Annotated in this window: 10 protein-coding genes; 6 read left to right on the top strand and 4 right to left on the bottom strand. The window is 70.1% G+C overall.

What is annotated here, in order from left to right; translation table 11 throughout:
* Window positions 1–149 precede the first annotated feature (149 nt).
* Window positions 150–1,445 (top strand): salicylate synthase, encoded by a 1,296-nt coding sequence (locus tag ACWDXS_RS21975; protein WP_449968189.1) that lies wholly within the window; start codon window positions 150–152, stop codon window positions 1,443–1,445.
* 55 nt (window positions 1,446–1,500) lie between these two features.
* On the opposite strand, the gene ACWDXS_RS21980 is transcribed toward ACWDXS_RS21975, so the two are convergent.
* Entirely contained in the window at window positions 1,501–3,138 is a 1,638-nt protein-coding gene (locus ACWDXS_RS21980) for a (2,3-dihydroxybenzoyl)adenylate synthase (RefSeq protein ID WP_378990534.1), read from the bottom strand.
* A 153-nt stretch (window positions 3,139–3,291) separates the two neighbouring features.
* Here ACWDXS_RS21980 and ACWDXS_RS21985 point away from each other — a divergent pair, with 153 nt between their 5' ends.
* The 3 genes from ACWDXS_RS21985 to ACWDXS_RS21995 all read left to right on the top strand — a co-directional run bounded on the left by ACWDXS_RS21985 (window position 3,292) and on the right by ACWDXS_RS21995 (window position 8,616).
* Window positions 3,292–7,113, top strand: a complete 3,822-nt coding sequence (locus ACWDXS_RS21985) for a non-ribosomal peptide synthetase (protein WP_449968192.1) — start codon at window positions 3,292–3,294, stop codon at window positions 7,111–7,113.
* 82 nt (window positions 7,114–7,195) lie between these two features.
* Window positions 7,196–8,059, top strand: a complete 864-nt coding sequence (locus ACWDXS_RS21990) for an oxidoreductase (RefSeq protein WP_378990532.1) — start codon at window positions 7,196–7,198, stop codon at window positions 8,057–8,059.
* Window positions 8,060–8,145: 86 nt separating this feature from the next.
* Entirely contained in the window at window positions 8,146–8,616 is a 471-nt protein-coding gene (locus tag ACWDXS_RS21995) for a carboxymuconolactone decarboxylase family protein (RefSeq protein ID WP_378990531.1), read from the top strand.
* Here ACWDXS_RS21995 and ACWDXS_RS22000 read toward each other — a convergent pair whose 3' ends face one another.
* Window positions 8,617–9,426 carry an NmrA family NAD(P)-binding protein gene (locus tag ACWDXS_RS22000; protein WP_378990530.1) on the bottom strand — a complete coding sequence of 270 codons (810 nt, stop codon included), beginning with the start codon at window positions 9,424–9,426 and terminating at the stop codon, window positions 8,617–8,619. It abuts the gene before it with no gap.
* A gap of 313 nt (window positions 9,427–9,739) precedes the next feature.
* On the opposite strand from ACWDXS_RS22000, the gene ACWDXS_RS22005 reads away from it, so the two are divergent.
* Window positions 9,740–10,828: a 3-deoxy-7-phosphoheptulonate synthase gene (locus ACWDXS_RS22005; RefSeq protein WP_378990529.1), complete on the top strand. Its 1,089-nt coding sequence runs from the start codon at window positions 9,740–9,742 to the stop codon at window positions 10,826–10,828.
* Window positions 10,829–10,880: 52 nt separating this feature from the next.
* On the opposite strand, the gene ACWDXS_RS22010 is transcribed toward ACWDXS_RS22005, so the two are convergent.
* On the bottom strand, window positions 10,881–11,498 hold the full coding sequence (locus ACWDXS_RS22010) for a LysE family translocator (protein ID WP_387446380.1): 618 nt from the start codon (window positions 11,496–11,498) through the stop codon (window positions 10,881–10,883).
* Between the two features lie 61 nt (window positions 11,499–11,559).
* Here ACWDXS_RS22010 and ACWDXS_RS22015 point away from each other — a divergent pair, with 61 nt between their 5' ends.
* Complete coding sequence (locus ACWDXS_RS22015; RefSeq protein WP_449968199.1) at window positions 11,560–14,190, top strand: ATP-dependent RNA helicase; 2,631 nt, start codon at window positions 11,560–11,562, stop codon at window positions 14,188–14,190.
* Window positions 14,191–14,282: 92 nt separating this feature from the next.
* Here the strand turns inward: ACWDXS_RS22015 and ACWDXS_RS22020 are convergent, their stop codons facing one another.
* Window positions 14,283–14,867, bottom strand: a complete 585-nt coding sequence (locus tag ACWDXS_RS22020; RefSeq protein WP_378990525.1) for a GNAT family N-acetyltransferase — start codon at window positions 14,865–14,867, stop codon at window positions 14,283–14,285.
* Between the last annotated feature and the right edge of the window lie 82 nt (window positions 14,868–14,949).

The raw sequence follows: 14,949 nt of genomic DNA on the forward strand, positions 1-14,949 counted from the left end.
GTGCCAGCGGTTTGCTCGGTGGAACGGAAGTGGCGAAGAATACCCAACACGGGTCTGGTCAAACGGCGAGGTAATGCTAACCTAACCAAGCAAAGTTAGGTCAGCTTTACCTTGGAGGATCGTTGTCGTCGACGGAACAACCCGTACGGGTGGAGTATGTGACCGACCCGGCGGCAGCGATGTCACGTCTGGCCGTCTCGGATCGATTCGGTGAGTACGTGATGTACGAACAGCCCGGTGTGTGGGTGTTTGCCGCCGATCCGCTCGGCAGCGTAGAGCTCGACGCCGGTGAGCTGCGCACTGTCTGGGGTGGTGAGACCACCGCTCGCGCCTGGACCGGCAGCCCGGCCACCGCCATCGATGCCGCGCTGGCCGACCTGCCGCTCGACGGCCGCAACGCCTACGGCTGGATCGGCTTCGAATTCTGCGCCTACTCGCTGTCGGCGACGCACTATCTCAATCCGCTCACCTCGTTGGCGCACCTGATGATTCCGCGAATCGAGGTGCGCGTCGACGCCACCGGCGTGCGGATCAGCGGCGCCACCCCGAGCGAGGCGTGCGACATCCACGATCTGATCGCCGGCTCGCAGGGCGTGGACCTGCCGGTGCCGACGCCGGTCGACGTGCGATCCGACTCGACGAACTACGAACAGCGCGTGGCCACGGCGGTCGCCGAAATCCGTTCCGGCAGCTACCAGAAGGTGATTCTGTCGCGCAAGGTCGAGCTGCCGTTCCCGGTGGACGTGCCCGCGACCTATCGCCTCGGCCGGGCCAGCAACACGCCCGCCCGCTCGTTCCTGCTGCGGCTGGGCGGGCTCGAAGCGGCCGGGTTCAGCCCCGAGCTGGTGGCCTCGGTCGACGACGATCGCATCGTCACCACCGAACCGCTGGCGGGTACGCGGGCATTCGGGCTCGGTGCCGAAGCCGATGATGCCGCCCGCGCCGACCTGCTCGCGGACCCGAAGGAGATCGTGGAGCACGCGATCTCGGTGCAGACCTCCTTCGCCGAGATCGCGGAGGTGGCCGTGCCGGGCACGTCGGCGGTCTCCGATTTCATGGCCGTGCGCGAGCGCGGCAGTGTGCAGCACCTGGCGTCCACCGTGCGTGGCACCCTGGCCGCCGACCGCACCGCGTGGGACGCGCTCGAGGTGCTGTTCCCGTCGGTGACCGCCTCCGGTATCCCCAAGCGCGCGGGCGTCGACTCGGTGTTCCGCAACGATCACGACCCGCGTGGGCTGTATTCCGGTGCGGTGGTCTGTGTTTCGCCGACCGGCGCGCTCGAGGCGACGCTGGTACTGCGGGCGATCTACCAGACCGGTGAGGGTGCGTGGTTGCGCGCCGGTGCCGGAATCGTGGGGCAGTCGCGCCCCGAGCGTGAGTTCGAGGAGACCTGCGAGAAGCTGGGCAGCGTAGCGCCTTACGTGGTCAAGGCTTACAAAGCCTGATCCTCGGAGTCGAACGGCGGCCCACCCTTCGCGGGGTGGGCCGCCGTTTCGCGTATCAGCCGTGCAGGGCTCGCAGCGCCTTCTTGTCGATCTTGCCGACCGCGGTGATCGGCAGGGCGTCCGCCTGCCGGACCAGGTCGGGGAGCTTGTAGGTGGCCAGGCCGCGTTCGGTGAGGAAGGACTTGATCTCCCCGAGGGCGGGTAGCTCGCCGGTGACTACCAGGACCACGCAGGCCTTTTCGCCCAGCGAGGCGTCGGGCAGGCCGACCGCGGCGGCATGGCGGACGGCGGGGTGGGCGAGCAGGTGCTCCTCGAGCTCATCGCAGGAGATGTTCTCGCCACCGCGGTTGATCACGTCCTTGATCCGGCCGCTCACGACGAGGTGGCCGCTGGGCAGTCGGCGGACGAGGTCGCCGCTGCGGTAGAAGCCGTCGGGAGTGAAGGCGCGCGCGTTGTGCTCGGGCGCACGGTAATACCCGCGCAGCGTGTAAGGGCCACGGGTGAGCAGTTCGCCCTCTTCGCCCTGGGCGACGTCGTTGCCGTCGGCGTCGACGACGCGCAGTTCGTCGGCGGGGGAGAGCGGGCGGCCCTGGGTGGTGTACACCAGCTCTTTGTCATCGTCGAGACGGGTGTAGTTGAGCAGCCCCTCGGCCATCCCGAACACCTGCTGCAGGGTGCAGCCCAGTGCGGGCTCGACATCGCGGGCGTTCACCTCGGCCAGTCGCGCGCCGCCCACCTGGAGCAAGCGCAACGAGCTCAGGTCGGCGTCTTCCCAATCCACGGCCGCACTCCACAATTGGGCCAGCGGCGGCACGACGCCGGTGACGCTCACCCGGTGCTTCTCGATCGCGGCGAAGGCGGCCTCGGGGCTGGGGTCGAGGGTGAAGGCGATGGCGCCGCCGGTCGCGACGGTGCCGAGGATGCCGGGGCAGGCCAGCGGAAAGTTGTGCGCCGCGGGCAGTGTCGTGAGGTAGACGTCGTCGGGGGTGAGCTCGCAGACCTGCGCGCTGGCGGTCGCGTTGTAGACGTAGTCGTCGTGGGTGCGCGCGATCAGCTTCGGCAAGCCGGTGGTGCCGCCGGAGACCAGCATCACCGCGATGTCGGACGGATCGATCTCGGGCAGCGAATCACCGTCGCGAGCAACCGAATCCAGCGCGACGAATCCGGATGCCGTGCCGTCCCCGTTGTCAGGATCTCCTGCTACCAGTACGTGGCGCAGGCTCGGCACCGCTTGCTGCACGGTGGTGGCCAGCTCGCGGTAGTCGAAGTCGCCGAGGTGGTCGGGGATGAGGTAGGCGACCGCTTCGGACAGCGCGGCCAGGTGCTCGATCTCGGCGCGGCGGTGCGCGGGCAGGGTGAGGACGGGGATGATCCCCGCGCGCAGCACGCCGAACAGGGCCGTCGCGAACTCGGGGATGTTCGGCAGCTGCACGATCACGCGGTCACCGGGAGCGATGCCGAGGGCCAGCAATCCGTGCGCCATCCGATCGGCGGCGGCATCGAGTTCGGCGTAGGTCTGCGCACCGGCGTCGCTGAGCACCGCGGGTCGCTGTGGCTGGGTCCGCGCGGTGTCGCGGAGGAGGTCGCCGAGCGTTCGCCCGGTCCAATAGCCCGCGGCCCGGTACTCCTGCGCGGCGGCTTCGGGAAAGGGGACGTAGCCCTCGTGGTGGCCGGTTGCCGATGTCGACGTCACGTACTGCCTCACTGAATTCTCGGCGGCTGGTGCCGCGGGTCCGACCGCATAGAATGCTGCATAGGTTAGGCAACCCTATCTCAATGGAGTAGGCTGCCGCCGGGCAGTACCGAATCCGTCCCGGCTGGGCGGCGAGCAAGGAGTGATCGGCAGATGGAGACAGCACCCGCAGGCGGCGCCGGGATCGACCGCGCCGAGATCCGTGCCGCGATCGCCCGCCATCTCGACATCACCCCCGAGGCCGTCGCCGAGGCCGACGACCTGATCCAGCTCGGCCTCGACTCCATCCGCACCATGAAGCTCGCGGGCGCCTGGCGCAAGCGCGGCATCGCCGTGAACTTCGCCCTGCTGGCCGCCCACCCCACGGTCGACGCCTGGCACGCCCTGCTCAACGGGGCGGACCCCGAGGACCTCGCGGCACGTGGCGGCGTGCCGGACGCCGTCGAACCGGCCACCGGGGAATCCGCCCGCGAGCTCGACACGTCCGCGAGCGAACCCCAGATCGTTCCCGACGACGGCACGCCGTTCGCGCTCGCGCCGATGCAGCACGCGTACTGGATCGGGCGCTCCGACGCGCAGGAACTCGGCGGTGTGGCGGCACATCTCTACGTCGAATTCGACGGCGCCGACGTGTATCCCGAGCGGCTCGAGCAGGCGGTCGAGCAACTGCTGTCTCGCCATCCCATGCTGCGCACCAGGTTCCTGCCCGACGGCACCCAGCAGACTCTCGACCGGCCCGGCCGCGCCGTGTTCGGCGTGACCGATCTGCGCGAGGCCTCCGCCGACGAAGCCGAGCAGCGGCTGGCGCAGTTGCGCAGCGCGCGGACGCATCAGCGGATGGCGGTGGAAGACGGCCAGGTGATCGATATCGCGCTGACGCGCCTCGCCGACGGCCGCACCCGCCTGCACCTCGATGTCGACATGCTCGCCGCCGACGCGATGAGCTACCGCATCCTCATCACCGACCTCGCCCGGCTCTACCACGGCGAACAGCTTCCGCCGCAGGACTACACCTTCCGTCAGTACCTGGCCGAGCACCGGCGCGACAGCGCCGCGACCCACGGTTCGGACAACGCCGCCGCACCGCAGCCTGGCGCGGCCGCGGGCCAGGGGCAGGGTGCGCGCGCCCTCGCCGACGAGCGGGCCCGCGACCGCGCCTGGTGGCAGGATCGCCTGAGCGAGCTGCCGGGTGCGCCGGAACTGCCGTCGGCCCAGCACATCTCGGATCCCAACCGCACGATCCGCCTGCACCGCTGGCTCTCCCCCCAGGCCAAAGCGCAGGTCTTCGACGCCGCCCACGCCCGCGGCATCACCCCGGCGATGGCCCTGGCCTCGGTGTTCGCCGAAACCATCGGCGGCTGGTCGGCCCAGCGCCGCTTCCTGCTGAATCTGCCGCTGTTCCACCGTGAACCGGTGCACCCGCAGGTCGACGGTGTCGTCGGCGACTTCACCTCCTCGGTCCTGCTGGAAGTCGATGTCACCGCGCCCGCCACCGTCGCCGACCGTGCCCGCGCCCTGCAGCAACGCCTGCACGAGGCAGGCGCGCACTCCGCGTACTCGGGCCTGGAGGTCCTGCGCGACCTCGGCCGTCATCGCGGGGAACCGGTCCTGGCTCCCATCGTCTACACCAGTGCCCTCAACCTCGGCGAACTCTTCCCCGACACCGTCACCGACACCTTCGGCGACCCCGTCTGGATCATCTCCCAGGGCCCGCAGGTTCTCCTCGACGCCCAGATCACCGAGGTCCGCGGCGGTCTGCTGCTGAACTGGGACATTCGCGAATCCGCCTTCCCCGCCGGCGTCGTCGACGCTATGTTCACCCGCTACATCGAAGCGATCGAACGTCTCGGCGGCCGGCCTTCCGAACTCGCCGAGGCATCGGCCGATTCGTCGGAGTCCGGCGGTGCGCAGCCGACAGCAGTCGAGCCCGCTGGGGCCGAGGAGACCTCGCCGGTGGTGCCCGCGGACGCTGCCGCGGTGTCGGCCGGGCGTACGCGATTCGCCGGGGGAGCGGGGTGGCAGGCCGAGGCCGGTGTACGGATTCCGGTGGAGCAGGCCGCTACTCGGGCCCGTGTGAACGCCACCGCGGGGCCGGTGAGCGGCGGGCTGCTGCACACCGGGTTCTTCGCGAACGCGGCCACGAATCCGTCCGCGCCCGCCGTGCTGTGGGAGCCGACCGGGCAGCTGACCTATGGCGAGCTGGCCGCCGACGCGCTGGCGGTGGCCGGTGCGTTGCGGGAAGCCGGTGTGACGCCCGGTGATTCGGTCGCGGTACAGCTGCCGAAGGGCCCCGACCAGGTCGTCGCGGTGCTCGGTGTGCTCGCGGCGGGTGCGGTGTACGTGCCGATCGGGTTCGATCAGCCCGCCGCTCGTCGCGCCGAAATCCTCAGCACCGCAGACGCTGTCGCCGTGCTCACGGTCGGCGGTGCGCGGATTCCCGACGCCCGCGCGATCGACCTCGCCGAGGCTCGCACGCACGCGGAACCGTTGGCGCGCCCCGTCTTCGGCGATCCGGAGAACACCGCCTACGTGCTGTTCACCTCCGGCTCCACCGGCAAGCCCAAGGGCGTCGAGGTGCCGCATCGCGCCGCGATGAACACGATCGACGACCTCAACGAGCGCTTCGACCTCGGCCCGGCCGACCGGGCGCTGGCCCTCTCGGCGCTGGAATTCGACCTCTCCGTCTACGACATCTTCGGTCTGCTCGCCGCAGGTGGCGCGGTGGTCACCGTCGACGACGCGCAGCGTACCGATCCCGCCGTCTGGGTCGAACTCGTTCGCCGCCACCAGATTTCGCTGCTCAACTGTGTACCGAGCCTGCTCGACATGCTGCTCACCGCCGCCCCGGCGTCGCAGCTCGACCCGGGCACCGGATCCACTACCGCCACGCCGTCCGGGCCCCTCACCTCACTTCGCGCGGTGATCCTCGGCGGTGACTGGGTTGACGTCGCCCTCCCCGCACGTCTGGCCGCAGTGGCCCCGAACAGTCGTTTCGCCGGTCTCGGCGGCGCCACCGAAACCGCGATCCACTCCACCATCTGCGAGGTCGTCGACGCGCGGGTTCCCGTCGAATGGACCGCCGTCCCCTACGGCACCCCGTTGCGCAACGTGCAGTGCCGCGTCGTCGGCCCGGCGGGCAACGACTGCCCCGATTGGGTCAGCGGCGAGCTGTGGATCGGTGGGGACGGTGTGGCCACCGGTTACCGCGGCGACCCGGATCGCACCGCCGACCGTTTCGTCACCCACGAGGGTCTGCGCTGGTACCGCACCGGCGACCTGGCCCGCTACCTGCCCGACGGCGGCCTGGAGTTCCTCGGCCGCGCCGACCACCAGGTGAAGATCCGGGGCTACCGGGTGGAGCTGGGTGAGGTGGAGAGCGCACTGCGCGCCGTGCCCGGTGTTCGCCACGCGGTCGCCGCGGTGGTCGGAACGGCCGCCCCGAAACTGGTCGCGCTGGTGGTGCCGACCCCCGGCACGGTCCTCGACGTCGACACGGTGCTCGCCGCGACCGCCGAGCTGGTCCCGGTCTACATGGTGCCGACCCGGCTCGAACTGCTGGCCGAGCTGCCGCTCACCTCGAACGCCAAGCCGGACCGCAAGGCCATCCGCGCGGTCCTCGACAAGGGCGAGGGCACCGAGGAATTCGTGGCGCCGCGCACCGATCTCGAACGCGCGCTCGCCGCGGTCGTCGCCGAGGTGCTGGTCACCGACCAGATCGGTGTCACCGACGACTTCTTCGCCCTCGGCGGCGATTCGGTGCTCGCCACCACCGCGGTGGCCCGCATCCGCGAATGGCTCGATGCCCCCGACACCATCGTCGCCGACCTGTTCACCGCCCGCACCATCGAAGGTCTCGCGGCACGGATGTTGCGGCGGGAAGCGGAATCCGGTGCCGCCGGCAGGCTGGACGCGGTCGCCGGCATGTATCTGGAAGTCGCCGCGATGACCGACGACGAGATCCTCGCGCAGTCCTGATGCCGACACCTGACGCTGGGGCGAACCCCGCACCGGCCCTTGCCGATTCGCGCATTTCCCCAGCGTCGTTAGACTTTCACCAGTGAGCAAGTGGACTACCGCGAACCTGCCGGACCAGACCGGCCGCACGATTATCGTCACCGGTGCCAACAGCGGTCTGGGCGCCGCCACCGCGCGGGCGCTGTCCGAGGCGGGTGCGCGCGTGATCCTGGCCTGCCGCGACACCGCCAAGGCCGAGCGGGTGGCCGCGGGGCTGCGCGGTGCGACCGAAGTCCGTGAACTCGACCTGGCGAACCTGAACTCGGTGCGCGCCTTCGCCGATTCGATCGAGCGCGTGGACGTGCTGATCAACAACGCCGGTGTCATGGCTCTGCCGTTGCGTCGTACCGCCGACGGTTTCGAAATGCAGTTCGGCACCAACCATCTCGGCCACTTCGCGCTCACCAACCTGTTGCTGGATCGCCTCACCGATCGGGTGGTGACGGTGTCGAGCGTCGCGCACCGTATCGGCAGGATCGATCTGGCCGATCCCAACTGGGAGCAGCGCCGCTACGACCGCTGGCTCGCGTACGGCCAGTCCAAGCTGGCCAATCTGATGTTCGCCTTCGAGTTGCAGCGCCGCCTGGCCGGTGAGGGCGCCGCGGTGATCTCGGTGGCCGCGCATCCCGGTTACGCCGCGACCGAACTCATGTCCCACACCGAGTCCATCCAGGACGCGATCATGTGGCTGGGTAACCGCACGCTCGCTCCCACCGCGCAAGAGGGTGCGCTGCCCACGCTGTTCGCCGCCACCGCCGATGTAACGCCCGGCGCGTTCTACGGCCCCGACGGCTTCCTCGGGCTGCGCGGCAACCCTGCCCTCGCGGGCAGTGCGCGCTCGGCGAAGGATCGCACGGTCGCCTCCGAACTGTGGGAGCTCTCCGAGAAGCTCTGCGGCCTGATCTGATTCGGTGATCGGCGTCACACGCGCCGATGTCACACCGTGCGCGGCTGCCTCGTCGTCTCTGTGAACCCCACGACGAAGGAGTCATCATGGAAGCGCGCTTCAACCTCTACGGCAACGCCATCACCGCGAGCTTCAGCAAGCGAATGGTCATGGCGGGCAAGGTCATCGACGATTCACCGCTGCCCAAGGCCACCTATGAACTGGTGAAGATCCGGGCTTCGCAGATCAACGGCTGCAGCTACTGCGTCGACATGCACACCAAGGACGCCGCCCACGCGGGCGAGACCGCGGTGCGGATCAACCTGGTCGCCGCCTGGCGGGAGACCAATGTCTTCACCGAGGCGGAGCGGGCCGCCCTCGCCCTCACCGAGGAAGCGACCCGCACCGCCGACGGCGGCCACGTCTCCGACGACACCTTCGCCCAGGTCCGCAAGCACTACGACGACGACCAGATCGCGGGTCTGATCGCCGCCATCGCGATGATCAACGCCTGGAACCGGCTCAACGCCATCGCCCACACCCCCGCCGGTGACTACGTCCCCGGTCAGTGGAGCTGATCAAGCGAACCGGTGCCCGTGCTCGGCCGCCCACTGCGCGAAGGTGCGCGCGGGTCGGCCGAGTACCTGTTCCACCGTCGGGTCGACCGTGTACGACTCAGGACTCGACTCGGCGTACCAGCCGATCACATAATCGGCGTCGGCCTGCGAGACCCCGGTCGCAATCAGCCGTTCGACCGCTTGCCGATGGGTGATCGTGGCGAAGGCGATCTCGCGGTCCGCCGCGTGCCCCAGAATCGCGAGCCGCTCCGGCGGTGTGAGCGCCTGGGGGCCGGTGAGGTTATACGCGCGGCCCGCGTGCCCGTCTTCCAGCAGTGCGACGGCGGCCACCGCGCCGATATCGGCCTCGTGCACCAGCGCGCTCGGATGGGCGTACGGCTCCCGCACCACGCCGTCGGTCCGGATCGGCTCGAGCCAGGTCAGCGTGTTCGACATGAACTCCTGCGGCTCGAGCCGCGTCCACTCCACGCCGGACTCCGCGATCGCCTGCTCGACCGGGCCGACCCCGCCACCCCAGACGACGGTGATGCGGCGCACGCCGGCGTCGATGGCCTTGCCGATCAGCTCGGCCCCCACGTCGGCGAGACCGTTGGTCACCGTCACATGCAATCGGTCGACGCCGTGCCACGCATCGTCGAGCGTCGACGGCACGTTGTGGGTCCCGGTGAACAGTTCCACCTCCGGGCCGAGGAGTGCGCGTGCGGCGTCGGCGTCGCGGGTCACCGCCCTGACCTTCTCGCCACGGCTGACGAGTTCCCGTACCACCTGGCGGCCGGTGTTGCCGGTCGCGCCCGTAACCAGTGTTGTCACAGTCGTTTTCCTTTCCTCGACCATCGACGCTAGAAGCTCGAGCAAGGTAGAGGTCAAGGGCTTCGCGCCGGTTCGGCGGAGGGGCGCGATGTGATGGTCCACACGTCGGGCAACCATGGCTCACCTTTCGGCGTTTTACCGGTGGTACAGTCCACGGCATGCAGCGCGCATATTTCTGGTTTAGCTATCCGGCCCTGGGTGGGCCGGTCTGCGACCCTGCGCGCTGACTTCCTCCACCTCGAGCCGGATAACGCCCGGCTCGACGGTAGCGATTTCCGTGGGTCGGCCTCTTAACGAAAAGGACCCACATCTCATGACCACCGCAGCCGATGTCGACTCGCGGCATTCTGATCTCGACGACCAGCGCACCCTCAGCGTGAGCCCTCTGCGCTCGCCCGCCGAGGTCCGCATGGTCCACCAGATCACCGACGCCCTCGCCGACACCGTCCGTTCGGGCCGCAAGGCCACCGTCGACGTGCTCAACGGCGACGACGACCGCCTCATGGTGATCGTCGGCCCGTGTTCGGTGCACGACCCCGCCGCCGCGCTGGAATACGCGCGCAAGCTGGCCGAGAAGGCCGCCGAGCTGAGCGACCGCCTGCACATCGTGATGCGCGTGTACTTCGAGAAGCCGCGCACCACGCTGGGCTGGAAGGGTCTGATCAACGATCCGCACCTGGACGGCTCGTTCGACGTGAACACCGGCCTCGGCATCGGCCGCAAGGTGCTCGTCGACATCACCGCCCTCGGCCTGCCGGTCGCGTGTGAGTTCCTCGACCCGATCACTCCGCAGTACATCGCCGACCTGGTCTCCTACGGCGCGATCGGTGCCCGCACCGCCGCCAGCCAGGTGCACCGGCAGCTGTCCTCGGCGCTGTCGATGCCGGTCGGCATCAAGAACGGCACCGACGGTGACGTGCAGGTCGCGGTCGACGGTGTGCGCGCCGCCGCCGCCAGCCATGTCTTCCCCGGCACCGACCTCGACGGCCGCTCCGCGCTGATCCGCACCTCGGGCAACCCCGACTGCCACGTCATCCTGCGCGGCGGCAGCAACGGCACCAACTTCGACGCCGCGTCCTGCGCCGAGGCCAAGCTGCGCCTGGAGAAGTCGTCGCTGGCCCAGCGCCTGGTCGTCGACGCCAGCCACGGCAACAGCAACAAGGACCACAACAAGCAGGTCGACGTCGTCACCGACATCGCCGACCGGATCGCCGCGGGCGAGCAGGGCGTGGTCGGCGTGATGCTGGAGTCGTTCCTCGTCGCGGGTCGCCAGGACCTGACCCTCGGCAAGGCCGCCGACCTGACCTACGGCCAGTCCATCACCGACGCGTGCATCGACTGGAACACCACCGCTACCCAGCTCGACCGTTTGGCCGACGCGGTGGCCACGCGCCGCGGGTAATACCGTCGACCGACAGTGCGGGCCTCGGATTCCGGGGCCCGCACTGCTGTGTCTACTGGTTCTGTACCGCGAGGCGTCCCGCGAGGGCGACGAAGGAGACACCGAACACCCGCCGCATCCACCGGACCACCACCGGTCGCGACAGCACATAGGTGCGCATCGCGGCGGCGACTGCCCCGTAGCCCGCGAACACCACGAACGTGGCCAGCATGAACAGTCCGCTGAGCTCGAGCATGCGACCCAGCGCGTTCGGTGCGCCGGTCGGCACGAACTGCGGCAGGAACGCGAAGAAGAAGATCGTCAGCTTCGGGTTCAGGATATTGAGCAACACCGCCGAGGTGACGACCTGCCGCGCCGAGGGCTCCACCGCAGTGCGTTGCTCCGGAATCGCCAGTGCGCCCTTGTCCCGCAACGTATTCCACGCCATGTACAGCAGATACGCGACACCCAGGTACTTCAGGGTCTGGAACGCGACCGCGCTGGTGTTCAACAGCGCGGCCAGCCCCGTGATCGCCGCGATCATGTGCGGAACGATCCCCAACGTGCACCCGAAGGCAGCGATCACGCTCGCCCTCGTCCCTCGGGAAAGCCCCGCCGCCAGGGTGAACAGAACGCCGGTACCGGGCGTGGCGACGATGACGAGCGTGGTCAACGCGAACTCGATGCTCATCTCCCGCAGGGTAACCAGCGATCGCGGATCGGGAAATACCTTTCCGGCAGACTGGTCGGTGATGAAGCTTCCCGAACTGCCTGACCTTCCGGTGCGACCGGCGCTGGACCGGATCACGTCGACGCTGGCCGAGCGCGGTGTCGCGGTGCTGGTCGCGCCGCCCGGCACGGGCAAGACCACATTGGTGCCGTTGGCGCTGGCGGCCGGGTCGGCGGGGAAGATCGTGGTGGCCGAGCCGCGACGGTTGGCGGCACGGGCGGCCGCGGCGCGGATGGCGGCATTGTTGGGGGAGCGGGTGGGCGAGACCGTCGGGTACGCGGTCCGCGGGGATCGGAAGGTCGGCGCGCGGACGCGGATCGAAGTGGTGACCTCGGGGTTGTTGGTGCGACGGTTGCAGAGCGACCCGGAGTTGGTGGGGGTCGCCACGGTGGTGCTCGACGAATGTCACGAGCGGCATCTGGACGCCGATCTGCTGTTGGCGCTGCTGCTCGACGCGCGGTCGGGGTTGCGACCGGATCTGCGGGTGCTGGCAACGTCGGCGACAGTGGCCGCGGATCGTCTGGCACAGCTGCTCGGCACGGGGGAGCCCGGGCCCGGAGATTCGCGTGCCCCGGTTCTGGAAGTACACGGGCGGACCTATCCGGTCGAGGTGGACTACCTGCCCGCCCTGCCCCGCGAGCGGATCGAAGCGCAGGTCGCGCGGGCTACCCGCACGGCGCTGGCCACCATCGACGGTGATGTGCTCGTCTTCCTGCCCGGTGTCGGCGAGATCAACCGCACGGCAGGGCTCTTGCGCGAGCTCGACGGGGTCGACGTAGTCCCGCTGCACGGCAGACTCGCGGGTGCGGCCCAGGACCTCGCGCTCCGGCCGGGATCGCGGCGGCGAGTCGTCTTGTCCACTGCCGTAGCCGAATCCAGCCTCACCGTTCCCGGCGTGCGCGCTGTCGTCGATTCGGGCCTGTCCCGCGTCTCCCGTGTCGATCACCGGCGCGGCCTTTCCGGTCTTGCGACAGTGCGTGTCTCGGCTGCCGTGGCCGAGCAGCGCGCGGGCCGCGCCGGCCGCGAAGCGCCCGGCCACGCGTGGCGTTGCTGGCCCGAATACGAACACCAAACCCTGCCCGCCTATCCCGAACCCGAGATCCGGACCGCTGAACTCACCCGTCTCGCACTGGAATTGGCCTGCTGGGGCACCCCCGACGGCGCCGGCCTCGCCTGGTGGGACGCCCCGCCCGAAGGTGGCCTCGCGGCTGCCCGCGCCGTCCTGCGCGCCCTCGGCGCCCTCGATGATGCCGACCACATCACTGCGCGCGGCAAGGCCATGGCCGAGCTCGGCCTTCACCCCCGCCTCGCCCGCGCGCTCCTCGACGGCGCCGCCCGAGTCGGTGCGAGAGCCGCCGCGGAAATGGTCGTGCTGATGGACGACGACTCCCTCGCCGACACCGCCGACGCGGCGGCAGCCCTGCGTACCCTCCGCAGGGGACGCCCACCCCGCTGGACCCGCGAAGTTCAGCGCCTGACTCGACTCGTCACGAACACGTCATCCGGCGACGAGACCCGCCAACCGCTTGCCGGCGGCACACAGGCTGACGGCTCGCGTGGGGCATCTCGGCGCGCGGGGTCGAGCTCCGGCGGGGCGCGGGTCGATGCCTCGTCAGAGGTATCGAACTCGGGCTCGGTGGCCGATCGACCGGGTGATGGTGACTCCGGAACGGAGGTCGCGGCGCTGTTGATCGCGCTGGCGCAGCCGGAGCGGTTGGCTCGACGGCGGGCGAGCGGGTCGTCCATCTTTCTCATGGCGGGCGGTACCGCGGTGACGCTGCCGCCGGGGTCGGGGCTGGCAGCGGCGGAGTGGCTGGCGGTGGCGGTGGCCGATCGTGATCCCGGGCGGGCCGAAGGCCGAATCCGGCTGGCGGCCGTCGCCGATGAGGATCTCGCTCGGGAAGCCGCGCCGGGGTTGGTGGTCGTGGCCGATGAGGTGCGGTGGGACGGCGGTGATGTGGTGGCCCGGCGGGTGGAGCGATTGGGCGCGATCGTCCTGTCGGAGAAGCCAATACGTCAGCCCGAGCAGGCGCTGGTGGAACAGGCTGTGCGGCAGGGGATTCAGGCCGAAGGATTGGGCCTGCTGCGCTGGAGCGAGGACGCGCGCAGTCTGCGTCAGCGTCTCGGTTTCCTGCATCGCACGCTCGGCGCGCCGTGGCCCGCCGTCGACGACGGCGCACTCCTCGCCGACCTCGATGTCTGGCTCGGCCCCGAATTGTCCACCGCCCGCCGCCGTGCCGACCTCGCCCGCCTCGACGCGGGCACCGCGCTGCGTCGCCTGCTCCCGTGGCCCGCCGCCACCCGCCTGGACGAACTGGCCCCCGAACGCCTGGAAGTCCCCTCCGGCAGCCGCGTTCGCGTCGACTACTCCGCGGATCAGCCGATCCTCGCGGTCAAGGTCCAGGAGATCTTCGGCTGGACCGACCCGCCCACCCTCGCCGACGGCCGAGCCCCCATCCTGCTGCACCTGCTGTCCCCAGCTCAGCGCCCCGTCGCCGTCACCGCCGATCTGGCCTCCTTCTGGAAAAACGGCTGGCCACAGGTCCGCGCCGACCTTCGCGGCCGCTACCCCAAACACGCCTGGCCCGAAGACCCCACCACGATCTCCGCTCACCGGGGAACGGCTCGCCGAGCCACCGACCGCCCGAACTGATCGTTCACCACAGGGCTCGTGCGGTTGGTAGCCGGCGGCGTTCGGTGAGTTGCGCGGTGGGCGGGGTGTCGGCGAACCGGTCGAACCGCGCGTTATCGGCCGTCGGCACCGGCCTCGGTGGGCCACCCGTCGACCGGCACGGCGGGGTCGGTGGGCAGGCGCGCCGCGACCCATTCGTCGACCCGCGCTCCGCGCTGCACCCCGCCCGATCGAGCCATCCCCTCGTAGTGGAAGCCGTTGCGGCGGACGGCGGCGGCCGAGGCGACGTTGCCCACGATCGCGCGCCACGTGATCCGGTCGAGGGCGAGACCGTCGGCGTCGAAACCGAAGTCGCAGACCAGGTTGATCGTCCGCGACATCAGCCCGCGGCCACGGTGCGCTGGGGTGAGCCAGAAGCCGATCTCACAGGTGCCGGGCCCGCGCGTATGCAGGCCGACCATGCCCTCGACCCGGCCGTCCTCGGCGGTGCGGATCGCCCAGACCGGCGCGTTGTCCGCCCAGCCGGGGGCCACGACCCGGTCGAGGAATTCCTCGGTATCGCAGCGGTGATACGGGACGGGGACCGTGGTCCAGCGCTGCACATCAGGGTCCTGACAGCACTCGACGATGCGGTCGATATCGGCCCCGGTCGGGCGGGTGAGCCAGACGGTTCCGTCGGTGAGCGTGTGCTCGTACATCCGGCCATCCTGACAGTCGACGCCGAGAATCTCGCCGGATTTTCACGGCCCGCCCGCGCCGAGCCGGTCGGCGACCCGCCGC

This window comes from Nocardia sp. NPDC003183 (genome assembly GCF_053590715.1).